Origin of the sequence: Burkholderia sp. Ac-20392, from assembly GCF_017104585.1 — a bacterium.
Taxonomy (GTDB): Bacteria; Pseudomonadota; Gammaproteobacteria; order Burkholderiales; family Burkholderiaceae; genus Burkholderia; species Burkholderia lata.
The window spans coordinates 1-23,665 of record NZ_JAAGPB010000086.1; the positions used below are offsets into that span (position 1 = coordinate 1).

The 23,665-nt window shown below is 65.5% G+C and carries 13 protein-coding genes; 9 read left to right on the forward strand and 4 right to left on the reverse strand.

All coding sequences use genetic code 11. From position 1 onward, the window contains the following. Positions 1 to 7 precede the first annotated feature (7 nt). A complete protein-coding gene (locus tag G3N99_RS12980; protein WP_346778485.1) occupies positions 8 to 12,568 on the forward strand; it encodes a filamentous haemagglutinin family protein in 12,561 nt (4,186 codons plus the stop codon). A 144-nt stretch (positions 12,569 to 12,712) separates the two neighbouring features. Here G3N99_RS12980 and G3N99_RS12985 read toward each other — a convergent pair whose 3' ends face one another. Further along, the gene (locus G3N99_RS12985; RefSeq protein ID WP_206122570.1) at positions 12,713 to 14,014 is read right to left on the reverse strand and encodes a substrate-binding domain-containing protein; all 1,302 of its coding nucleotides are present in this window, start codon (positions 14,012 to 14,014) and stop codon (positions 12,713 to 12,715) included. Positions 14,015 to 14,301: 287 nt separating this feature from the next. Next, complete coding sequence (locus G3N99_RS12990; RefSeq protein ID WP_174937315.1) at positions 14,302 to 15,606, reverse strand: substrate-binding domain-containing protein; 1,305 nt, start codon at positions 15,604 to 15,606, stop codon at positions 14,302 to 14,304. Positions 15,607 to 16,278: 672 nt separating this feature from the next. Between G3N99_RS12990 and gspF the strand changes: the two genes are divergently transcribed. Further along, entirely contained in the window at positions 16,279 to 17,496 is a 1,218-nt protein-coding gene (gene gspF, locus G3N99_RS12995; RefSeq protein ID WP_206122571.1) for a type II secretion system inner membrane protein GspF, read from the forward strand. A gap of 8 nt (positions 17,497 to 17,504) precedes the next feature. On the opposite strand, the gene G3N99_RS13000 is transcribed toward gspF, so the two are convergent. Next, on the reverse strand, positions 17,505 to 17,951 hold the full coding sequence (locus tag G3N99_RS13000; protein WP_174937317.1) for a type II secretion system protein N: 447 nt from the start codon (positions 17,949 to 17,951) through the stop codon (positions 17,505 to 17,507). Positions 17,952 to 18,015: 64 nt separating this feature from the next. Here G3N99_RS13000 and gspG point away from each other — a divergent pair, with 64 nt between their 5' ends. The 6 genes from gspG (at position 18,016) to G3N99_RS13030 (ending at position 21,994) form a co-directional block, all read left to right on the forward strand. Next, on the forward strand, positions 18,016 to 18,483 hold the full coding sequence (gene gspG, locus G3N99_RS13005; protein WP_174937356.1) for a type II secretion system major pseudopilin GspG: 468 nt from the start codon (positions 18,016 to 18,018) through the stop codon (positions 18,481 to 18,483). Next, positions 18,458 to 18,994, forward strand: a complete 537-nt coding sequence (locus tag G3N99_RS13010) for a GspH/FimT family pseudopilin (RefSeq protein ID WP_206122572.1) — start codon at positions 18,458 to 18,460, stop codon at positions 18,992 to 18,994. Before gspG ends, G3N99_RS13010 begins: the two co-directional genes overlap by 26 nt. 182 nt (positions 18,995 to 19,176) lie before the next feature. Continuing rightward, positions 19,177 to 19,923 carry a secretin and TonB N-terminal domain-containing protein gene (locus G3N99_RS13015; RefSeq protein WP_206122573.1) on the forward strand — a complete coding sequence of 249 codons (747 nt, stop codon included), beginning with the start codon at positions 19,177 to 19,179 and terminating at the stop codon, positions 19,921 to 19,923. A gap of 6 nt (positions 19,924 to 19,929) precedes the next feature. Beyond that, positions 19,930 to 20,478: an RNA polymerase sigma factor gene (locus G3N99_RS13020; RefSeq protein ID WP_011354683.1), complete on the forward strand. Its 549-nt coding sequence runs from the start codon at positions 19,930 to 19,932 to the stop codon at positions 20,476 to 20,478. Between the two features lie 11 nt (positions 20,479 to 20,489). Continuing rightward, positions 20,490 to 21,485 (forward strand): FecR domain-containing protein, encoded by a 996-nt coding sequence (locus G3N99_RS13025; RefSeq protein ID WP_206122574.1) that lies wholly within the window; start codon positions 20,490 to 20,492, stop codon positions 21,483 to 21,485. A gap of 257 nt (positions 21,486 to 21,742) precedes the next feature. After that, positions 21,743 to 21,994: a DUF4880 domain-containing protein gene (locus G3N99_RS13030; RefSeq protein WP_241011610.1), complete on the forward strand. Its 252-nt coding sequence runs from the start codon at positions 21,743 to 21,745 to the stop codon at positions 21,992 to 21,994. Positions 21,995 to 22,270: 276 nt separating this feature from the next. Here G3N99_RS13030 and G3N99_RS13035 read toward each other — a convergent pair whose 3' ends face one another. Beyond that, the gene (locus G3N99_RS13035) at positions 22,271 to 23,095 is read right to left on the reverse strand and encodes a hypothetical protein (protein WP_206122575.1); all 825 of its coding nucleotides are present in this window, start codon (positions 23,093 to 23,095) and stop codon (positions 22,271 to 22,273) included. A gap of 182 nt (positions 23,096 to 23,277) precedes the next feature. Here G3N99_RS13035 and G3N99_RS13040 point away from each other — a divergent pair, with 182 nt between their 5' ends. Beyond that, positions 23,278 to 23,649 (forward strand): hypothetical protein, encoded by a 372-nt coding sequence (locus G3N99_RS13040; protein WP_241011611.1) that lies wholly within the window; start codon positions 23,278 to 23,280, stop codon positions 23,647 to 23,649. The last annotated feature ends 16 nt before the right edge of the window (positions 23,650 to 23,665 follow it).

Genomic DNA, 23,665 nt, shown 5'->3' on the forward strand with positions numbered 1-23,665 from the left:
TCCGGGCATGCCGAATCTCGGCGTGTCGCCGCAGCAGGCGCTGCAGGCGAGCCAGCCGTCGATCCGGAACCTCGGCTATGCGGCGCACGCGATTGCTGCACAGATCGCCGCGCAGCAGAATGCGGCGGCGGCCGCGGCGAAGCTGCCGTCGACCGTGCCGAACGGGCTGGCGCCGGGCGGGTTGCAGGTGGCGGCGGGCGCGTCGGGCGATACGAACAATCCGGTGCTGTGGGTCAACGCGAACGCGCCGACGCAGAACGTCGACGCGAGCGGCCACGTGAACGTCGACGTGAAGCAGACCGGGCAGAACGCGGTGCTGACGTGGGAGACGATGAACGTCGGCCGGCAGACGACGCTGAATTTCGACCAGTCGGGCGGCACGCAGACGAACGGCGCGAACAACTGGGCCGTGCTGAACCGGATCAACGATCCGAGCGGCAGGCCGAGCCAGATTCTGGGGAACATCACCGCGCAAGGGGCGGTGTACGTGATCAACCGGAACGGGGTGCTGTTCGGCGCCGGGTCGCAGGTGAATGTGCATTCGCTGGTGGCGTCGTCGCTCGACGTGCTGAACATGAACAACTACAACCAGACCCTGCAGAACCGGGTGCCGGTTGTGACGGACAACAGCCTCGCGCAGGATGCGGCGGGGATCGTCGCGAGCAACAAGCAGTTCCTGAGCCTGCCGGCCGGGACGACGGGCGGGCTCGCGTATCCGGAGTCGGGCAGCTCGGGCGGGTTGAACGGCAACAGCCGGCTTCCGAACGAGGTGCTTGGTCTGGGCAACCAGGTCAATCTTACGTCCGCGAGCCAGTATCAACCGTGGGGCGACGTCACCATCGAACAGGGCGCCTCGATTACCACGCACGCGAACGGCAACGCGAGCGATGGCGGCTTCGTGATGATCGCCGCACCGAACGTGACGAACGCAGGGCATATCAAGGCGACGGACGGGCAGGTGGTGCTGGCGGCCGGCGTCGGGGTAAGCCTGAGGCCCAACAGCGGAGCCACTACGAACCCGCAGGTGCTGCTGCCGGAACTCAGCGGAAAGATCACGCTGCTGGGCCCGAACGGCCAGATGACCGACATCACGCCGGCCGGTACGCTGACCAATACCGGCATCGTCGAGGCTGCGCGCGGCAATGTGAACCTGCTCGGCAGCCGCGTTGCGCAGAACGGCGTGGTGGGCGTGACGACGAGCGTCAATTCGCCCGGCACGATCACGATCTCCACGGTCGACGAATATTCTTCCAACAATCCGACCGGAGCGGCCTATCTCGGGCAGGCGCTTCAGACGACGGACGGCACCGGTGGCGCCAACGACACGCACCGCGCCGGCTTGCTGAGCTTCGGCCCCGATTCGGTGACGACGGTGATGCCGGACGGCAACGGCCAGACGACGCCATCGACGCCCGGCGCGACCTTCACGCCTGGCAGCATCGGCATGACGGCCGGCTCGGTCTGGTTCCAGGGCGGCTCGTTGATCGAGGCACCCGGTTCCAAGGTATCTGTCGCGGCGTTGACGCCCTCTGCATCGGGCGCACAGCCACCGGCCGGCCAGACGGCCGTTCCGGGTCGCATCTATCTCGACAGCGGCGCGACGATCGATGTGTCGGGCCTCGCGAACGTCGAGGTGCCGATCGGGCAGACGCTTGTGACGGTCGACCGTATCGGCCAGAACGAACTCGCCGATTCGCCGCTGCTGCGCAACGGGTTTCTGCTCGGGTACAAGAACCTCGTGTTCGACAGCACGCTGACGGGCACGCGCAGCGACGGCGTGCAATGGGTCGGCAGTCCGATCCTGAACCTGTCGGGTTATGTGAACCTGATTCCGCGCACGGTCGACCAGCTGTTGACCAATGGCGGCTCGATCACGCTGTCGGGCAACGAGGTGATGACCGCGACCGGTTCGTCGATGAACCTGAACGGCGGCTACGTGCATTACGACGGCGGCATCGTCAACACGACGCGACTGGTCGACGCGAACGGCGCGCTCGTGCCGATCGGACAGGCAAGCCCGTACGACACCTACGTCGGCATCGCGGGGCAATTCGTCGAATCGCACCCGCGCTGGGGCGTGACGAAGACGTGGTACAACCCGCTGCTGACGATGGGCGGCTATCAGGGCGACTATATCGTCGGCGGCAACGCGGGGACGCTCGATATCTACGGACTGCAGTCGACGGTGCTGGACGGTGACATCAGTGCGCAGGCGTTCGGCGGCGCAAAGCAGATGCAGGGCAACAGCCTGCCGAGCGGCGGGACGTTCAACCTCGGCGCCGATCCGAAGCTCGACGGCGCCGCGCTGGTGCACCTGACGTCGAACAACAGCGATGTCGCATCCGGCACCGCGGGCCTGGTGGTGCTGCAGGACAATGCGCCGCAGCTCGCCGACATCGCGCCGGGTTTCTCGATCGATACGCCGCTCGACAAGACGGCGCTGCAGGCGTTGCCCGCGAACGATCCGCGCAACGTGCTGACGACCACCGTGGTGCCGGTCGCGACGCTGAACAACGGCGGTTTCGCGAACCTGAACGTGACCGAGGACAAGGTCGGCGGCAAGGGTGTGGTGGTTCCGCAGGGCACGCAGGTGAACCTGCAACCGGGTGGTTCCATTACCTTGAACAGCCCGGTGCCGGGTACCGACGTCAACGTGGCCGGGCGGTTGTCCGTGCCGTCGGGGTCGATCTCGATCACGAGTGGCGGCAACGTGATCGTCGGCCCGCAGGGCGTGATCAGCGCGGCGGGGCAATGGGTGAACAACGATGTGCAGGCGGCGCCGGGCACGACGCCCGGCAATAGCCAGTTCATCAACGGCGGCAGCATTACGCTCTCTGCGCTGCTCGGATCGAACGTCGTCGGCGGCGGGCTGATCGGCGATACCTCGGGTTCGGTGCTGCTGCAGCCCGGTAGCGTACTGGACGTGTCGAGCGGTGGCGAGTTGCTGTCGACCGGCCAGATGCTGATGCAGAACGGTGTGCCTGCCGGACGCGGCGGGAACGTGACGTTGCAGGCGTATTCCGCGACGCCATTGAAACAGTTTGGCGCGTCGGACGGCGCGCCGACCCTGCCGACCGCGCAGCCGACGGCAGGCACGATCGCACTGGGCGGCACGATCCTGAGCGAAGGGTTTTCGGGCGGCGGCACGCTGACGCTGCAGGCGCTCGGATTCCGGATCGGCGGTGCGGAGGCCGCAGCGTCGCCGTGGGATATCTATCTCCCGGAAACCTTCTTCGCGCGGCAGGGCTTCGGCAAGTACGTGCTGAATGCGTTCTACGACACGACGGTCGCACCCGGCGCGTCGGTTGCCGTCACGCAATTGAACCGTATTCCGGACATGTTCGCGCTTCAGCAGGCGGCCACGGGCGCGAACCTGTCGGCGGGCGGCCTGGCCACGATCGGCCAGCTCGATGCCTATCACCGGCAGGCAACGAATCTCGTCCTGACGGCCGGCAACGATACGTCGTGGCGGAGCCCGGCCGGCGCGACGCCGTCTTATCCTGGCGTCACCGGCGCAGTCACGTTGTCGGAAGGTGCGTCGATTCACACGGATGCCGGCGCGAGCGTCGGCCTTGGCTCGCCGGCGCAGGTGACGGTACTCGGCTCGATCATCGCACCGGGCGGAGCGATCACGCTGAGCGCGGACGGGAACGGCACGTATGCGCAGGCGGGGCAGTTCAACAGCGGCTTCAGGAACTCGAGCCAGTCGGTATGGCTCGGCGCGGATGCTTCGCTGGACGTATCGGGGACGGCATTGGCCAATCCGCTCGCGGCGCCGGTCAAGATGGGTGGGACGACGGTCGTGCCGAACGCGGGCAAGGTGCTGTCCGGCGGTTCGGTGACGATGTCGAGCGATACGGGCTACGTGGTTGCGCAGGCAGGCTCGAAAATCGATGTGTCCGGCACGTCGGCGAATTTCGACCGGTTGCAGGCGAACGGTGGATACGCGTCGCAACCCGTATGGAGCGATGCGGGATCGATCACGCTGTCGGCGGCGAACGGATTGTTTGCAGACGCAACGCTGGTGGGGCGTCCGGGCGCGACCCAGGCGCGGGGCGGCACGCTGACGATACTGCCGCATCAGAACGATGGCGCGAGCGGCACGGCGCTGGTCGTGCGGCAAGGCGGAACACTTGTGCCTACGGGGTTGGCGCCCGGACAGGATTTCACGGCGGCGATCGATCCGACGACCGGGTTGCCGATCGGCCAGCCGAACGGCGTGCTGCAGTTTGCGGCGGACAGGTTGACCGGGTCCGGCATTGCGAACCTGGTGCTCGGTACGGCCACGCCGCCTGATCTCAACGGCGTGTCGCCGGCGCCGATTCTGTTCGCTGGCAACGTGACGTTGTCGCTGCCGGAGTCGGTGACTTTGAATGCGGGGCGACTTGCAGCCATCGACATGGGACAGTTGTCGACGCTGCTGTCGACGCCGGTGCGCAAGCCTGACGGCACGATCGTGCCGGTCGTCAATACCGTGCTGGCACAGGCGCCGCAAGCACCGCTCGGCACGGCAGTGGAAATCGATGCGCCGTATGTCGCGTTGTCGGGGCCGCTGATTCGGCCGTCGGCGCCAAAATTCACGCCGGTTCCGGTGTTGTCGAACGCGACACTGAACGTGAACGCGTCGTTCATCGATCTGATGAATCAGGTTCAGCTCAACAATTTCGGCCGCGCGAACTTCACGAGCAGCGGTGACATCCGCCTGAGTTCGACGAACGTCAGCCAGACGCAGACACCAGGCCTGGCGCCGGGCATGCTTTATACGCCGGGCGACCTGACCTTCAAGGCGGCGGATCTGTATCCGTCGACCGGCAGTACGTTCGTCGTCGATGCAGTTGGCCCGACCGATCCGGCAACCGGCAAACCGGCACCCACGACGGTCACGTTCGCGTCGAACGGCGCGTCGGGCACGCCGCTGTCTGCGGGCGGGACGTTGCTCGTGGATGCGACGCACATCGTGCAAGGCGGCACGGTGCGTGCGCCGTCCGGCACGCTCGTGTTCGGCGTCGGCGATCCGTCGAATGCGGCGACGCAGGCGCAATTCGCCGGGCTGCCGCTTGTTGCGACGGATTCGGTCAAGCTGGCAAGCGGGAGCGTGACGTCGGTCTCAAACCAGGGCGCGGTGATTCCCTATGGCACGACGGTTGACGGGGTCGAGTGGCAGTTCAATCCGGTCGCCGGCAACACGACGCCCGACTTGACTGCGCCGCCTGCGAAATATGTGGGGGTGAACGCCGGCAACGTCGCGCTCGACAAGGGGGCGACGATCGACCTGTCAGGCGGCGGCGACCTGCAGGCGGCCGAATGGGTGCCGGGAACGGGCGGTACGCGTGACGTGCTGTCGCAATACAACGTGAGCTATGCGAGCGGCAAGGGCGGGACGGCGGTGCCGGTCAATGCCGGGGCCGGCAACGTCTATGCGATCCTGCCGGGCAAGCAATCGCCGGTCGCGGCTTATGACCCGACGTTCGCGCAAACGGTGCAGCCTTCGACCAATGCGAACGGCACGGCGACAACCGCTACGGCGGCGCTCGGCGTCGCTCAGGCCGGCATGAACGATGCGGTCGGCAAGGCCGTGTATCTGTCGGGCGTGCCGGGGCTGCCGGCCGGCTATTACACGCTGCTGCCGGGAAAATACGCGACAGTGCCGGGCGCTTATCGCGTCACGGTGTCGAACACTGCCGGCAATCTCGTGCCGGGCGCGAGCCAGGTGTTGCCGGATGGCACGGTCGTGACGGCCGGTTACTTTGCAGACGCGCTGACGGGCAGCCGCAGCGCGACGCCGACGCTGTTCAACGTGCAATCAAACAGCGTGTGGCAGCAATATTCGCAATACACGCTGACCGGCGCGAACGCGTACTTCACGAAACTCGCCGCGACCAAGGGCAACGTGACACCGCCGTTGCCGGTGGATGGCGGCCAACTGGTGCTGGCCGCAACCAAGGCGCTGACGCTCGGGGCGACACTGAATGCGGCGGCCGGCGCGGGCGGTGCGCCGGCCGAGGTTGACATCGCGTCGCAGGACATTCAGATCACCGGCAACGGTGCTGCGGTGCTGCCTGGCTATCTTCAGATAGGTAGCGATGCGCTCGATTCGCTGACCGCAGGCAGCCTGCTGATCGGCGGCACGCGTTCGGCGACGTCGAGCGGCGTCATGATCACGCCGATCGCGAACAGTGTCGTCGTGTCGAACGACGGGAGCACGACGCTGAAGGGCCCCGAGATCCTGCTGGTCACGAAGACCGATGGCAGCAACACCGATCCGAACGCAGCGAACGGATTGCGCGTCGACGCCGGCGCATCGATTGCCGCGCAGGGCGATTACCCTGCAGCCAAGGATCAGCCGATCTCGATCGCCGGCGATGGCGCGCTGCTGCGCGTGTCCAACGGCGCGATGGCCCCGCTCACACGCACCGGTGGCACGGGCACGGGCCTGCTGACGGTTGGCGCGGGCGCGACGCTCGCGGGCGGACAGGCGCTGCTGCTCGACTCGTCCGGCAACCTGAAGGTCGATCCCTCTGCGACGCTCTCGGCCAAGGCGATTACCGCGGACGGCTCGGCAATCACCTTCACGAACGCGAGCGGCAGCGCGGCGGTCAGCCTGCCGGGTTTCGTGATCGATCCGGCCGGTCTCGCGCAGTTCGCGAACGCACAGCAGGTGACACTGCGCAGCTACGGCGCGATCGGTTTCATCGGCGACGTGAACGCGACATTCGGCAACAGCATCGATCTGAGCGCCGGCACGTTCGCGAGCGATGGCGGTCACGTGACGCTGAATGCACAGAAGGTCGCGTTCACGAACGAGATGGGTGCCACGCCCGGCACGACGACGGTCGGGAGTGGCACGCTGACGGTCAATGCGCAGGAGATCGACTTTGGCAGCGGTACGAAGACGGCGAGCGGTTTCGGCTCGGCGGCGATGAATGCGACCGGTGGCATAGTCGGGCAAGGAACCGGCACGTTCGACTTCGGTGCGCTGCCGGTGACGCTGAATGCGCCGGTCTACCTGGCTGATACGAGCTCGGCTGCCAAGGTGAAGACGACGGGCCTGCTGATGCTCAACGGTGCGTCGGGTATGCCACTGACGCGCGGCGCGGTCGGCGGGGCATTGACCTTCATCGGCGGCACAGTTGTCGACAACGGCGCGACGATCAGCGCGCCGGCGGGCAACGTGACGCTCGAAGCGACGAGCGGCAACCTGACGATCGGCAGTGGATCGAAGGTCAGTTCGGCGGGCGTATCGAAGCAGTTCTTCGACGTGACGCGTTACGCGCCGGCCGGGTCGATTACGCTGACGGCCGATGCGGGCACCGTTGATGTGCAGGCCGGCTCAACGCTTGATTTCTCGGGGGCCAGCGGCGGTGGCGCGGCAGGCAGCCTGTCGCTCTCGGCGCCGCAGCAGGTCGTGAACCTGAACGGCGCGATCAAGGGCGGTGCGGCGAGCGGCTTTGCGGGTGGCTCGTTCTCGCTGAATACCGGTGGCGCGGCCGACCTCGACTCGTTGTCGAAGACGCTCGCATCGAGCGGCGTGAACCAGTCGATCGCGATCCGTACGAAGACGGGCAACCTGACGCTGTCGCAGGGCAACACGCTGACCGCGAATTCGGTGCTGCTGACGGCCGACGGCGGATCGGGGAGCGCGGCCGATACGGCGAACGGCAACGTGAACGTGCTTGGGACGATCGACGCGTCCGGCAAGGCGGGCGGTGCGATCGATCTGTATGGGCGCAACGGCGTGGATGTCGAAGGAGCGCTGCTGGCGCGCGGTTCGGACCCGCACCAGCGAGGCGGCAAGGTCAACATCGGCACGGCGGCGCTATTCGACCCGACGATCGTCGATGCAAACGGTGATTCGATCGCATACAACACGACTTATGGCTACGAGAATGTTCTGCGCGCGAATGCGGGCACGATTACGCTCGGCGCGAATGCGCTGATCGACGTGTCGGGTGGAACGGCTGGCGGATTGTCGGGTGGCACGGTGAATTTCCGTGCGCCGCTGCTGATCGACAACGGCGTGAAGGTCAACCTGCCCGAAGCATTCAACGCCGGCAAAGGAATCGTCGGCTCGCGTGCGACTTTGCTCGAGGCATATGCCGTATGGAGCACGACGGATGCGACGACAGGCGCGAAGCACTTCGATGGCGTCATCGATCCGGCTGGATGGTACGACCGTAGCGGGTATTTGCTGGCAGGCACGTTTACCGCGCAGGGCACGTCCGGCACACCGGCGACGTTTTCGTTCTCGCCGGATGGCGCAGGCGGCGGCACGTTGACGAACCAGGCGACGGGCGCAACGGCGACCGTCACGCAGGCGCAGCTTCAGGGTGGCAATACCGCGATCGGGTTCGGCGGACTGAACAACATGTATTTCGCGCCGGCGAGCAACGGCGCGAACACGGATCACCAGACTTTCTACGGATATCAGAACGGGGATGCCTCGACGGCGGCGCCGGGCACGCTGATGGGGTTCGTGCAGCACGGACTCGATACGCTGGTCGATCCGTTTGCCGGCAAGAACATTGCAAATACGCGCATCGTGCCGGGAATCGAGCTCGACAACCCGAGCTCTGCAATCAATGGCGGCGACATCCAGGTACTGACGAACTGGAACCTTGGCGCGGGTGCATCGCCGACGAATCTCGCGTTCCGCTTCGACGGGCAGGCGCCGGTCGTGACGCTGCGCGCCGAGAACAACGTAAAGGTGAACGCGAGCCTGTCGGACGGGTTCTTCCAGATCGCGAACCCGTTGGGCGGTGGGGGGACGATTGCGGTGCCGCCGTTGTCGACGTTGAGCGAGGCGGACGCCATTTTCAAGTTGCCGTCGGGTTACAACGCTTTCCCGTACGAGTACGGTATCTGGTACTACGCGCAGAAGGGAGTGGCGTTTGCCCCTGGCCAACCTGTCGGCGGCAAACCGGACGAGATCGCGGAATACTACGCGCTCTATATGGCGTACGCGAATTTTCTCGATCAGACTGCGACGAGCCTTTCCTCGATGATGAACTGGGCTCCGACTTACAATAATATCGGTATCGTCTACAAGCTGAGATTCAACGCCGTCGGAGTGGTCGTGCCTGGTCAGCCGAAGGGCCCGGTTGCCCCTTCGGCCGCCGAGCAAGCCGCGAATCCCGGCTCTTATCTGATTTATCTGAATCAGTATCAGAAATACCTCGCCGATTCGGTGCAATTCAAGATTCAGAGCGGCAAGAATCCGCTGGTGGACGTGATCGCGGCACCGGTCGTCCAGCCTGTTTCCGTCATCACGACACCCACGATCAGTCTTCCGGCGGTGACCGATAACTCACCGTCACCGACGCCCGTCGCCACCAATCCGATTCCGCTGCAGTCAGCATCGCTAGCGGGCGGCGCGAGCAGTTCGTTCCGGGTGGTGGCGGGTGCGGATCTGAACAGTACGAATCCGCTCGCGCTTCAGGCCCTGCCGGCAGGCGGGGAGACGGGCGGCAAGAGCGTCGTTTTCGATGGACACACCGCGTATGTCGACAGCGGCGGTTTCGCCGTGCTCGCGCCCACGATGCTTCGTACCGGTACCGGAGCCATCGACGTGGCAGCGGGTAACGGCATTGCGTTGTTCAATGCGGCCGCGGCACAAGCGAATGATGCGGATGTGACCGTGCCGGGCGTGATTTACACGGCGGGGGCGCCGGTGGCGTCCGCGCCTTCGGGTGGCCCCACGTTGGCGATCGTACATGCCGGAACCGGCTATCAGGACATTCTCGTTACGCCGGCCGTCAACCCCGATTCGGCCGGTGACATCACGATTCGCGCGCAGGGCGACATCACGGGCGCGGAATACCTGACCGACACAAACGGCACGGTGACCGGGCAGAAGGGCGCCAATATCAGTCAGTTCTGGTGGCAGTGGATGCAGATCGGCAATCCGACAGGGCTGGTCGGTGCCACCAATCCCGTGATGCAGACCGTCCAGACGTCGATCAACTTCGGCGCATTCGATCAAGGTGTATTGAGTGCGGGCGGGAATGTGTCCGTGTCGGCAGGACGAAATATTTCGGACCTGTCGGTGTCGTTGCCGACTACATGGTGGCTGACCGGAACCAGGACAGACACGCCGACCGTCAATACGGTCGGCGGTGGCAACCTGTCGGTGCGGGCTGGCGGAGACATTCTGAGCGGAGGCTATTTCGTTGCCAAAGGAACGGGAACCATAACGGCCGGCGGGAAGATCGGATCGGATGTTACGGTTCCGGCGCAACTTGATGGTCAACCGCCCGTCACGGTGGATACGTTGCTGGCGACGCAGGACGGCATACTCAACGTGAATGCGCGACAAGGCGCCAGCATTGGGCGCGTATTCGATCCGTCATATGTGCAGAACAACACGTTGCTTGCCGCATACCGCCAGCAAGCCGACATGCAGGGGTATTCGTCGACGTCTGCCGTCAATATCTCGTCAACGACAGGTGATGTGGCGATCGGCACGCTCTCGGCGGTCGACCTGATTGGCGGCGGTGCTACCGCCACGCAGACACCCGGCAGGGTCGACCTGTCGTCCATTCTGCCGGCCTCGGTGGATCTGACCGCGTTCACCGGTGGCATTACGGTAGCAGCGAGCGGTGAGCTGTATCCATCAGCGTCGGGCAATCTGAGTCTGATCGCGGACCAGTCGGTCAATCTGTCGAGCATCAACGGATTGGCTTCTGATGGGCGGCCGGTGTTCGGTATGCTCGATGTCGATCCTTCTGCGATGCCTTCACCCGTCGAGCCGAATGTCTTCGTCGTGAATCCGGCGCTCGCAACCGCGGCAGCGCATGACCCGGTTGCCCTGCACGGCGGCGATACCGTACCCGCACGGATCTACAGTTTGAACGGCGATATTGTCGATGGCATGCTGCAGACGACCGGCGCTTATGCCGGCTTGTACAGCGGCCTGGTGCCCGTCGCGATCGACAAGGCCGCATTGATCCAGGCAGGCCGTGACATCGTCAACCTCTCGTTCATGGGGCAGAACCTGCGCAAGTCGGACGTGACCCGCATCGTGGCCGGGCGGGACATTTACGATACACCGCTCATTCATTCGACGGGCGCCGTCATACCCGCGTTGGTGCTCGGTGGTCCGGGCACGTTCGATGTCGAAGCCGGCAGGAACATCGGACCGTTGACGAGTCAGGCCCAAGCTTATGCGAGCCTGGGCAGCGGGAGTTATGTCTCCGGGCTTCCAACCGGCATCGACGCAATCGGCAACGCAAACAATCCATATTTGCCGCATGAAAGCGCGAGCGTCAATGTGTTGTTCGGCGTGGGGCCGGGCATCGACACTGCGTCGTTCATCTCGACGTATGTCGATCCGGCGAAATCGGTCGCCGGTGTTTCCAGTGCGACGCCGGCGCTCATCACGTTCATGGAGCAATACGAGGCCGGGCTCTCGGTCGATTCGGGGCTGGTCAACGATCAGCCGGCGGTCAAGCCGTTGAGCGCGGACGAAGCATGGTCGAAATTCAAGGCGCTACCGCAATATGTCCAGCAACTGTTTGCCGAACAGGTGCTGTTCAAGGTGCTGACTGCGGTCGGCGAGGACTACAACAATCCCGCCAGTCCTTACTATCAGAAATATGCGCGCGGATACGAGGCGCTCAATACGATGTTCCCCGCCTCGCTGGGGTACACGGCCAACAATCTCGGCGGAGGCGGCAACGGTTCGAACAAGGTGCTCGACACGGGCGATCTGGACATTCGAAGCACGACCATCCAGACGCAGCAGGGCGGCAACGTCACGATCCTCGGCCCCGGCGGGCAGGCGCTGATCGGCAGCACTTCCGCACCGCCGCAGATTATCGATGCCAGCGGCAAAGTGATCGCCGGGCCCGGGACGATGGGGATTCTCACGCTCGAACAGGGCGACATCGATATCTTCACGGATCGCAGCGTGCTGCTCGCACAGAGCCGGATCTTCACCGAGCAGGGCGGGGACATGACGATCTGGAGCTCGAACGGCGATATCAACGCGGGCAAGGGGGCGAAATCGTCAGCTGATACGCCGGCGCCGCAATATGTTTGCGATGCGAACCACTACTGTACGGTCGATGCGCGCGGGCAGGTCACGGGCGCGGGTATCGCGACACTGCAGAGCGTGCCGGGTGTGCCGCTCGGCACGATCAACCTGATTGCACCGCGCGGTACGGTTGATGCCGGCGATGCGGGTATTCGTGCCGGTAACCTGAACGTCGCGGCACTGCGCGTCGTGAACGCGGACAACATCCAGGTAACCGGCAAGGCGAGCGGCATTCCGCTCGTGCAGGCAGTGAATACCGGCGCGCTCACGGCTGCGAGTGCAGCCGCCTCGGCGGCGACGCAGGTTGCCCAGGATATGGCCAGGAACAACGCGTCCGGTGTGGCGTCACGTCGCTGGACGATCTCGGTGCAGGTCGAGGGGTTCGGCGATGCGGGGGGAGACGGCGGGAAGAAGCACAAGCAGCAGGTTGGCTACGACGCGTCGAGTTCGGTGTCGATTCTCGGGTTCGGTCAGGCGGGGCCGTCGCAGCGGGCGGTACTCACGGCCGAGGAGCGTGCACGGTTGGGCAAGATCTGATTGCAAGGTGGTGTGCAGGTTGCCGGAGTGACGGGCAGCCTGCACGCTGCCGCATATAGCCACCATCAAACGTGAGTGCACCGTTTTCGCCTTGGGCGAAAGCGGTGCAATGCGGACTTGCCGGGTAGACGTAACTTTGACGTGCTACCGGCCGGTTCCGGCGCAGACGCTCGTGTTGCCGATGTCGAGATTGAAGCCGCTGACATTGCTCAGGAAATCATTCGAAATGGCTGTCTTGAATACAGAAGGAACCGTGTCGAAGCCGTTTCCGTGAATGATCGACGCGAATGCCGCACTGTTGTAGTGAGCATTCAGGTAGTCATGCAGGGCAGTCGCGACTGCTGGATCCGCGTAGCATTGACTCAGGACGATCTGGCTCGTTCCAGAAACCGGGTAACCCGAGAGGGGGTTGCCGCTGCTCGGCACCCAGTTGGCCTGATTGGACGCAGCGGCCCCCAACCTGGGTGGGGTGACAGGGCCGAGTGCCACGGACGCATTTGCGTAGGACGGGGCATAGTAGAGCCCGTTCCTGGCATTCACCAGACTCGCAACGGGCAGTTGATATGCACCGGGTGAACTGGCGATCACGCTGGACGGTGCGAGGAACGTATTGGTCCAGCTGGGCCCAAGATACGCGACGGCTGCTATGCCTGCCGACGCCATCGACGTGAGCACGTTGCGTACAGAGGCACTGTGGGTTGCGCCGACAAAACTCGGGCCGACCGGGACGCCGCCGGGAAACGAGTTTGCGAAAGTCATCGAGTCGACGAAGGTCACACCCGGAGCGGTATTGGCGTTCGTGCAGACCGTCGCCAGATGGCGCGTCAGCAGTTCGGTCGTGCCGCTTCCGTCGACGCGATAGACGACCGTGATCGGCACGTTGATCGGATACGTTGAACCTGTTTCCGGATTGACAACCTGATTCCACCTGGTGAGCTTGCCGGAGAAGATCCCGCAAAGGTCGTCGTCGTTCAGCGCGATGCTGTGCGCTTGGCCGGGCGTCGTTTGCGGTGTCGCCGTGCTCGTCACGGTTGGTCCGTTGACGATGGGGATCGTGATCGGCGTGACGACGTAAGGAATCTGGATCAGCGGGCCGTCGGTCGCGCCGCGGCCGAACCGATACACAGTGAGTTGCGCTGTCGTTAATGCCGCGTCGCTGTTTGCGAAGGCCACGGTGCCCGTAATACCCGCTCCGAAGTACGACGGTTGATTGTTCAGGAATGCGTTCTGGCCGGCGGCGGAATCGACGGAGTAATACGTAAACGAACCTTCGGCGGTGCCGAACAGGCCGATCTCGGTCGCCGGTTTGCCGATCCCGCCGATCATCGGTGCGACGTTCGATGACCCGCCTCCCATCACGACAGGAAAGGCCATCGAGGCCGATGCACTCATGCCGGTAATCAGCAGGGCGATGAGCCGGCAAAGCTTGCGTTGATGAAATCTCATGGGACTGCTCCAGTCAAAGGTGACGCGGAGGCTGGCCGAGTATTTCCATTCAGCAGGGTTGGGTGTGCTGCCGTACGAGATGTACGGGCACGAAGCGTGACCTGTCTACCTGCCTCCGTGTCGGGTACCGTCGCTCGGTGCGAGCGCGACGATCGTGGTTCGATGCCTTTTGCCGACAGCGCGCAAGCCGTCGCGCAATGCGGATCGAAAGGGCATATGAAAACTGCGCCCGCGGTTACCCGGAGGCGCAGTCTGGTCAACGACGGACCTTGCGGTCCGCCAACCGCTTAACGACCGGTGACCGAGCCCGTGCAGACGCCCGTGTTGCCGATGTCGAGGTTGTAGCCGCTCGTGTTGCTCAGGAAGTCGGCCGAGATTGCCGTCTGGAAGTTCGACGACACGGTATCGAAGCCGTTGCCATGAACGATCGACGCAAAGCTGGCGTTCGTGAAGTGAGCGTTCAGGAAGTCGTGCACCGCGGTCTTGACCGACGAATCGGCATAGCACTGGCTCAGGATGATCTGGCTGGTGCCGGAAACCGGATAGCCCGAACCCGGATTGCCGACGTTCGGCACCCAGTTGGCTTGATTGGCGGCGCGAGCTTGGCTGCTCGGCACGGTTGCCGTGCTGAGCGCCGTCGTTGCGTTCGCATACGTCGGTGCGTAGTACACGCCGTTCGTCGCGTTCACGAGGCTAGCAACCGGCAGCTGGAATGCGCTGGCCGACGTCACGACCGTGCTTTGCGGAGCCAGGAACGTGTTCGTGTAGTCCGGGCTCAGGTAAGCGACAGCGGGCGTACCGGCCGACTGGTAGCTCAGCAGTTGCGTACGTACGCCACCGCTACCCGAAGCCGGCGTGAAGTTTGCAGGCACACCACCCGGGAACGACGCCGTGAACGTCAGCGAATCGACGAACGTTACGCCCGTGGCCGTATTGGCGCTCGAGCAGACAGCTGCCAGGTGGCGGGTCAGCAGTTCGGTCGTGCCGCTGCCGTCCGAACGGTAGACGACCTTGATCGGCGAGCTGGTCGTCGTGTACGCCGAACCCGTTTGCGGGTTGATGACCTGGTTCCAGTCGGTCAGCTTGCCCGAGAAGATGCCGCACAGGTCGTTGTCGTTCAGCGCGATGCTGTGCGCTTGACCCGGCGTCGTTTGCGGCGTCGTCGTGCTCGTCACGGCCGGGCCGTTGACGACCGGCACCGTGATCGGCGTGACGATGTACGGGATCTGGATCAGCGGGCCGTTGGTCGCGCCGAGGCCGGCCTTGTACGACGTGAGCTGGGCGGTCGACAGGGCCGCATCGCTGTTCGCGAAGTGGACCGTGCCCGTGACCGTCGAGCCGAAGTACGTCGGCTGGTTGTTCAGGAACGCGTTTTGACCGGCGCCCGAGCCAACCGAGAAATACGTGAACGAGCCTTCGGACGTGCCGAACAGGCCGATTTCGGTCGCGGTGTTGCCGATCGCGCCGATGGTCGGAGCGACGAGCGACGAGCCGCCGCCTTGCACGTTCGGCGAGGCCATTGCGGCCGTGGCGCCCAGACCGGTAACAACGAGAGCGAGGACTTGACAGATCTTGCGCTTGCTGGATTTCATGAGAAATTTCCTTGGACGAAGATAAACGGGAACCCCTGCTACTGCGGTTGGAATGCTTGTAGACCGCCGGGTAAATGTAGGGGGAAATACGAATGACGCGTGTGAATTTTTCATAACGAATGGTGCGTAACATTTTTATCGAATAAGCCATTGCGTTATTCGGATTGGTAAAGCGTGGACTGGAGCGTTATTCGGCACCTGCTGGAGCGTTCAGATACTGGGATTCGGCGCAGGGCCGTTCCGGCGGAACGAGCGCCAGAGCCGCCAGAGCCCTAATCACACATGGCGCCGACCGACGACGATGCACGCGAGCTCGCGCGGTGCTATCCCAACTTCAAGACGGTTTTGTGGCGAATGTTACGGAACATTCCGCGCGTCGATGAATATCCTATCCCTTGATGTATTCCTTCCATTGACTGCGCTAATCCATAAATGGAAGGCCAGAAAAGTATCGTGTATTTAATGTGTGATGGATCAATCGAAGAGAAAAAATGAAATCGTTTTTAAGTTATAAGAATAACGACTCAACGTAATAAAGCCCGCCAAAAAAGGTAGCCCAACATCCGTCACAAATTTGCGCCGGTTCGCTCCGTAGTCTTCCCCGGCGACTCCGTCCGGCAAGCTGCGCGACGTCATCGAAAGCAGTCGCGCCCGTGACAGGAGAGAACCGGCATGTCGGCATTCCGCTACGAAGCGATCGATCCCACCGGCCGCACGCTGAAAGGCGTGCTCGAAGCCGACAGCGCACGCGCAGGCCGCAGCCATCTGCGCACGCAAGGTCTCACGCCGCTGATCGTCGAGCTGGCCGCGCAACGCCTGCACGGCGAACGTCATCAACGCCTGTCGCTCGGCCGCAAGCTGTCGCAGCGCGAGCAGGCAATCATCACGCGCCAGCTCGCGAGCCTGCTGGTCGCGGGGCTGCCGCTCGACGAATCGCTGTCGGTGTTGAGCGAACAGGCCGAGCGCGACTACGTGCGCGAGCTGATGGCGTCGATCCGTGCGGAAGTCGTCGGCGGCCATTCGTTCGCGAACGCATTGAGCCAGCATCCGCGCGATTTCCCGAAGATCTATCGCGCGCTCGTCGCGGCCGGCGAGCACACCGGCAAGCTCGGCATCGTGCTGTCGCGCCTGGCCGACTACATCGAACAAAGCAACGCACTGAAGCAGAAGATCCTGCTGGCGTTTACGTATCCGGGCATCGTCACGCTGATCGCGTTCGGCATCGTCACGTTCCTGCTGAGCTACGTGGTGCCGCAGGTTGCGAACGTGTTCACCAGCACGAAGCAGCAGCTGCCGACGCTGACGGTCGTGATGCTCGCGCTGTCGGACTTCGTGCGGCATTGGTGGTGGGCGTCGCTCGCGGCGGCGGCCGTGCTCGTTTATGCGATTCGCAAGGTGCTGTCGCGCGATGCGCCGCGGCTCAGGTTCGACACGTGGCTGTTGACCACGCCGCTGGCAGGCAAGCTCGTACGCGGCTACAACACGGTGCGCTTCGCGAGCACGCTCGGCATTCTCACCGCGGCCGGCGTGCCGATCCTGCGCGCGCTGCAGGCGGCCGGCGAGACGTTGTCGAATCGCGCGATGCGCGCGAATGTCGACGATGCGATCGTGCGCGTGCGCGAAGGCTCGGCACTGTCACGCGCGCTGGCGCATACGAAGACGTTTCCGCCGGTGCTCGTGCACCTGATTCGCTCGGGCGAGGCGACGGGCGACGTGACGACGATGCTCGATCGCGCATCCGAAGGCGAATCGCGCGAGCTGGAGCGCCGCACGATGTTCCTGACGAGCCTGCTCGAGCCTCTGCTGATCCTCGCGATGGGCGGCGTGGTGCTCGTGATCGTGCTGGCGGTGATGATGCCGATCATCGAGCTGAACAACATGGTGCAGTGATGCGCGGCTCAGCGCACGTATGCGTTGGCCTTCTCCGTGGCGGGCAGCGCGATCTCGCGTTGCAGGCCGTGGCGGTCGACGACGATCGAGCGCGCGCGAACCTCGGCCAGTTTCGCGGCTTCGCCGATCGCCGCGCCGAGCGACACGACGCGCGAGGCTTCGCCGCCGACGCTTATGATCGCGGCCGCACGGCGCGCGTCGAAAGCGAGCACGCCGAGCAGCTGGATGGCATCGCGGCTGTCGTCGGGTTTCGCACCGAACAGCCGCGCGGCGGCGGCAACGTCGATCGGCGCGGGTGGCGGCGCAAGCGCCGCGACCGGCGCATCGGCAGCGCTCAGCACGCGCACGGCCCACAGCGACACGGTAATGAGCGCGGCCGCGGCAGCAAGCGTCGCGGCGAGTGGTACGAGATCGGCGCGGGATGGCGCGATGCGAAGCAGGTCGAGCGGTTTCATGGCGGCAGGTCGGTGCGATGGACAGAAGATGTTTTCCATTCTTTGTTGCGAGGGTGAATGCATGATGACGGGGCCCAACGAAACCCGAACGCGGTACGCCGACCATGTGGGACGGCACACGCAACGCGGCTTCACGCTGATCGAGATCATGGTGGTGGTCGCGATCCTCGGGATTCTCGCGGCGCTGATCGTGCCGAAGATCATGAGCCGTCCGGACGAGGCACGTCGCATCGCCGCGAAGCAGGACATCGGCACGATGATGCAGTCGCTGAACCTGTATCGCCTCGACAACGGCCGCTATCCGTCGCAGGAGCAGGGGCTGACCGCGCTGGTCCAGAAGCCGGCCGCCGATCCGGTGCCGAACAACTGGAAGGACGGCGGCTATCTGGAGCGGTTGCCGAAGGATCCGTGGGGCAACCCGTATCAATACCTGAACCCGGGCGCGCACGGCGCGATCGACGTGTTCAGCTACGGCGCGGACGGCAAACCGGGCGGCGAGGGGAACGATGCGGACATCGGCTCGTGGCAGTGACGGAAGGCCCGGCGTGAACAGGCGGGTACGGCACTCGCGTGCCGGGCGTCGTACGGCGGCGGGCTTCACGCTGCTGGAGATGCTCGTCGTGCTCGTGATCGTGGGGCTGCTGGTCGCGGTCGTGACGCTCGCGCCGTCGCGCAATCGCCGCACCGATCTGGCGGAAGAGGCACAGCGCCTGGCGAACCTGCTCGAATCGGCCGGCGACGAAGCGCAGGTGCGGTCGATCCCGATCGCATGGCAGACGGTCGGCGGAGGCTATCGCTTCGTGCAGCGCACCGAAAGCGGTGCGTGGGCGCCGATGACCGACGACCTGTATCGCGCACGCCGCTGGGGCACCGAAGTGACGGGCGTGTCGGTGCGGTACACCGGCGGCGGCGAAGTGCCGTCGCGCCTCGTGCTCGGCAGTGAAGGCATCGACGTGCCCGTGACGATCACGCTGTGGTCCGGCGACGTGCGGATGGCCGTCGTCGGCACGGGCATCGGCAACTTCGTCGTGCGCCGGCCGTGAGCGACGCTCGGCGCCTGGCACGCCCGCAAGGCGAGCACGGGCGGCGATTGAATCGCATCGCTGCACGCTTCACCTGACTGTCATAGTGCCCGCTCACAATCTGACGTTCGTTTGCTGCGGAACCGCTCACGGGGGTGCGCGTTTCGCCGGCAACGTGCAACTCCACTTCCGTCCAGGGATTCATGACTCGTTCACGGGCGCCGACCGGTGTCCTGGCGCTCGTTGCGTGGCTGGCGTTCGTCGTGCCGTGCATGCACGGCATACACGCGCAGGAGACCGGTTCCATCGTCCGCCAGCCGGGCCGCGCGGTGCACTTCGATCTGCCCGCGCAGCCGCTCGCGAAGACCTTGCAGGACTTCGCGCGGCTCACCGAGCTGATCGTGCTGGCGCCGGCGCCGCTGCTCGACGGGCGCACGAGTGCGCCGGTCCAGGGCGAATTCGCGCCGCGCGACGCGCTCGAGCGGATGCTGGCCGGAACGGGGTTGCGTGCGGAATTCTCGCGCCCGGACGAAGCGATCATCGTCGCGCAACCGGCTGCCGAGCAGGCGCCCGCGACGGCCGACACGCCGGCGGATGCGGCCTTGCCGATCGACGGGATCGGCGATTCCGGCGATCGGCGCGCGTTCGCGGGCCTGCTGCAGGCGCATCTGATCGATGCGCTCTGCGCGCAGCCGGGAGCGGTGCCGGGCAGCTATCGACTCGTCGCGCAGGTGCGCATCGACAACAGGGGGGCGGTGGTGGCGGTCAACATGGTGGCATCGAGCGGTTCGGCCGCCCGCGACGCGGCGGTAATGCGTGCGCTGCGCGCATTGAAGCTGGACGACGCGCCGCCGGCAGACCTGCCGCAGCCGGTCACGATCCTGCTGCGGCCAGCCGGCAACGGCGTGCATTTCCGCTGTCCGGCGCCGCAGCCGGCCGTCCGGGGCTAGGCCGTCATGTCCGACAGCAACCGCTCCGGGCTCCGGAATCTGCTGGCGACGCGCTACGCGTACCTCGTCAGGCGCCTCGAGCGCGTGACCGGGTCGAAGGACGGCGCCGCCGACGCGCTGCACGAAACCTGGCTGCGTCTCGAGAACGCGAACGTCTCCACGCAGGTAACGAACGCGGACGCCTATATACTCGGGATGGCGAACAATGTCGCGATCGACCAGCATCGCCGCGAACGCCGGCATCTGCACGACGACGATGTCGAGACGCTGCTCGAGATGCCCGACGAACTGGCCGATCCCGAGCGCATCGTCGCGGCGCGCCGCAAGGTCGAGACATTGAAGGACGTGCTGCGCGGCCTGCCGCCGCGGCGCCGCGCGATCCTGCTGGCCGCCCGCGTGGACGGCCTGCTGAACCGCGAGATCGCCGAGCATTTCGGCATTTCGCTGCGGCTCGTGGAAAGCGAGCTGAGTGCGGCAATGAAGTACTGCCTGCAGCGCATGCAGGAAGACGGCGATCCGTACACGGGCACGCGAGGCGGCCCGCGTAAATTTTGAGCATCAGGACGATGACGAAAGCCCAGGCCGAACCTGCCCACGACGAACTCGACGAAGCGAGTGCGTGGCTGCTGCGTCTGCGCTCGGGAGACGCGAGCCAGGCCGAAGCCGATGCGTTCGAGCGCTGGTGCGCCGATCGTCCGCAAGCCGCGGATCTGCTGCGCGATACCTGGAGCTCGCTGCGTACGGCGGCGACCGAACTCGCGCACGAGGAACGCGCGGCCGCTGCCTGGGCAAACGTTGCAAAGCGCGAGCGCACGATGCGCACCGGGCGGCGTGCGTTCATCGGCTTCGCAGTCGCGGCCGGCGCGTCGTGGCTTGCCGTGCGCCCGCCGATGCAGTTGTGGCCGTCGCTCGGCGATCTCGCGGCCGATTACCACACGGGCACCGGCGAGCAGCGCAGCGTTGCGCTGTCGTCGCGCGTGACGGTGGAGCTGAATACGCAGACGCGTCTGGACGTACTGGCCGCGAGCGATGCCGCGCACGGCGTCGAAGTCGTCGCCGGCGAGGCGGAGATCGACGCGGCCGCGCCGCCGGCCGACCGCGCGACGCCGATCCAGCCCGTCACCGTGGTTGCGGGCGGCGGCCGCATGCAGGCGACCGTCGCGCGCTTCAACGTACGGCGCACCGGCTCGCAGGTCTGCGTGACCTGCCTCTCCGGCACGGTCGCGCTCGAACATCCGCGCGGCGCGCGCACGCTGACGGCCGACGATCAGGTCGTCTACGACGATCGCGGCGTGCAGCCGGTGTCGCGAATCGATCCGGGCGCGGTCAGCGCATGGCGGCGCGGGATGCTGGTGTTCAACGGCGTGCCGCTGTCCAATGTCGTCGACGAGATCAACCGCTACCGGCGCGGCAAGGTCATCCTGCGCAGCGCGTCGCTCGGCGAAAACCGGATGCAGGCGCAGTTCCCGATCACGCGGCTCGACGATGTGATCGACATGGTCGGTCGCCTGTATGGCGCGCACATCACGCGCCTGCCTGGCAACATCGTGCTGCTGAGCTGACCGGCTTTCCGCGTCTTACTTTCCGTTCTTCCTCCCGCTGGCGATGCGTTCGCGTCGCTTCCGGCTGTCCGCGCCCTGCGGGTTACGGCCGTTCGATACGACTTGATCAATGAGGGCCGGCAAACGCCGGGCTGTCTGTCATGGCGGCCCGGTGTGACGTCGTCGGACCCGAGGCGTGTGTGGCAAGCGCCCCGGCCGTGCAGCGATGCGCGGTGCGGGGGATGTGTGTCGATGGAGCTTCGGGCGGTGGCGTGATCATGAACGAATCGCAACGGGAGTCGGATCCCGGCGACGCGAATACGCGCGCCGATGCGATCCGCGAGGGCGCGGTGCGCTGGTTGCTGTGGTTGCGCACCGGCGACACGACGGAGCAGGAACTCGACGCTTTCGCGCGCTGGCGCGCGCAGAGCGACGAGCACGCACGCACGGTCCGCGAGCTGATCTGGATGTGGGCCGTGCTGGAGACGGTCGGCCGCCAGGAGCCCGGCGGGCCGACGCGCACGCATTGATGCGGCGGCGCTTTGCGCGCGCACCGGCGTGGTGCGCAATCGCGCGCGTGGTCGTGCTCGTGCCGTGGCGCACGCGCTGAAAGAAAGTGTGCGGGTTAAGCGGGCTCGCTTCGACCTTGTATATGAGAGAGCGAGGGGGCTGTGCAGAGGGGCGGTAAGGCGGAGACCGGGGAACGGGGGCCTGAATGGGCTCCCGGATCACCGCTCACGCAGGGTGGCGGGTGGGCCGAGTGGGTGCCGGCCGCGTCACGCAAGCCCGGATTCACGACTCAGGATTCAGGATGGCGACCCGGGCTGCAGGCCGGCGCGTGCGCCGTTCCAGGCGGCGTCGAGCGGATCGCCGGCATCGCGCAGCGGCTCGCGCAGAAAGGGAAAGCGTTCGACGAACGGTGCGGATTCTTGCAGGGCCACGATATGGTTGACCATCCATTGCAGCAGATCGCCGCCGTGCCGGACCTGTTCCGGCCGCCAGTCCGGCATCGTCGAGAAGAGGGCCGAGAAGCCGCTCCAGCGCGACGGACGGTCGTTGTCGCCGGGCCGGAAGTAGGTGTTCATCGCGACGTCGTGCGTGTCGGTCAGCGCGCCGACGAACAGCCCGTGCGGCGTCGGCACGCCGATCTGCTGCCAGCCTTCCGCGAGGGCCAGCGAGCGCATCACGCGCGCCGCGACGAACGCGATGCGCGTTTCAGATTCGATTTCCGCCAGCGACATCACGCCGTTGCGCTGCATGCAGCGCGCAACCGCGTGCGGCCGGATCACGTTCGACGCGAAGCTGCGCAGCACGAGGTCGGGCACCGTCAGTTGAAGCTGGAATTCGCGCAGGCCGTGCTCGGCGCTCATCGTCGAGAAGTTGACGAACAACCCTTCGGCATGACCGAGCACGCCGACGTACGGCTCGAGCCCGAGGCGCGCGAGCTTCGGCGCGATCTGGCGTTCGAGCAGCCGCATCAGGTTGCGGCGGTTGCGCACGCCCGTGAAATCGTCGAGGCCGCGCGTGACGACGTCGCTGATTTCCCAGCGGCGCTCGTCGGCGACGAGCCGCGGGGAGCCGCTCAGGTCGAACCGGGCGCGGCCGTGAGCCACGCGGGGATCTACGTACATGCCGGTGCCTCGTGCATCGATTGCGGGCGGACCGCCGCGGCGGCGCGCCGTTGCGCGGGTCCGGTCGCCCACGATGCTGCGGCGTCGCAGGCGGCCCGTCAAGTGCGAACGTATCGCGACGCACGCGTGCGCATGCCGTTGCGGCGGCTCGTGCGATCAACCAGACAGGGTGGGGTAATCCGATGATGCGCACGATCGTGGAACGCTTTGTCGAGCAGAGCCCGATGACGATCATGGCGCGGCTCGTGCTGCAATGCGCGCTGCACGACGACTGGATCGGCGCCGCGGCGGACGCCGGCGACGAGCCCGACGGCGAGTCGATCCGCGAGACGTTGTTCGCCCTCGCCGTCGACGCGATCGCGTCGATTGCCGCGTGGCAACGGATGCCGGATGCCGGCGTGGCCGCCGCGCCGGGGTTTGGCTCGGCCGTGACGGCACTGCACGATTACATGAGCCGCTGGCGTTCCGGCTGGGGGCGCGCGCTGGCAAAGGACAGCGTCGAACTGCTGCTGGCGATCGGAAGAGCGTCGTGGAGGGAAGGGGCGTATATCTAGGTGTATGTATGGGGCT

Coding starts and splice junctions, on each gene's coding strand:
- G3N99_RS13025 (WP_206122574.1), top strand. CDS start 20,490: ATGACGAAAGCCCAGGCCGAACCTGCCCACGACGAACTCGACGAAGCG.
- gspF (WP_206122571.1), top strand. CDS start 16,279: ATGTCGGCATTCCGCTACGAAGCGATCGATCCCACCGGCCGCACGCTG.
- G3N99_RS13010 (WP_206122572.1), top strand. CDS start 18,458: ATGCGGACATCGGCTCGTGGCAGTGACGGAAGGCCCGGCGTGAACAGG.
- G3N99_RS13035 (WP_206122575.1), bottom strand. CDS start 23,095: ATGTACGTAGATCCCCGCGTGGCTCACGGCCGCGCCCGGTTCGACCTG.
- G3N99_RS13030 (WP_241011610.1), top strand. CDS start 21,743: ATGAACGAATCGCAACGGGAGTCGGATCCCGGCGACGCGAATACGCGC.
- G3N99_RS13040 (WP_241011611.1), top strand. CDS start 23,278: ATGATGCGCACGATCGTGGAACGCTTTGTCGAGCAGAGCCCGATGACG.
- G3N99_RS13015 (WP_206122573.1), top strand. CDS start 19,177: ATGACTCGTTCACGGGCGCCGACCGGTGTCCTGGCGCTCGTTGCGTGG.
- G3N99_RS12985 (WP_206122570.1), bottom strand. CDS start 14,014: ATGAGATTTCATCAACGCAAGCTTTGCCGGCTCATCGCCCTGCTGATT.
- G3N99_RS12980 (WP_346778485.1), top strand. CDS start 8: ATGCCGAATCTCGGCGTGTCGCCGCAGCAGGCGCTGCAGGCGAGCCAG.
- G3N99_RS12990 (WP_174937315.1), bottom strand. CDS start 15,606: ATGAAATCCAGCAAGCGCAAGATCTGTCAAGTCCTCGCTCTCGTTGTT.
- G3N99_RS13020 (WP_011354683.1), top strand. CDS start 19,930: ATGTCCGACAGCAACCGCTCCGGGCTCCGGAATCTGCTGGCGACGCGC.
- G3N99_RS13000 (WP_174937317.1), bottom strand. CDS start 17,951: ATGAAACCGCTCGACCTGCTTCGCATCGCGCCATCCCGCGCCGATCTC.
- gspG (WP_174937356.1), top strand. CDS start 18,016: ATGACGGGGCCCAACGAAACCCGAACGCGGTACGCCGACCATGTGGGA.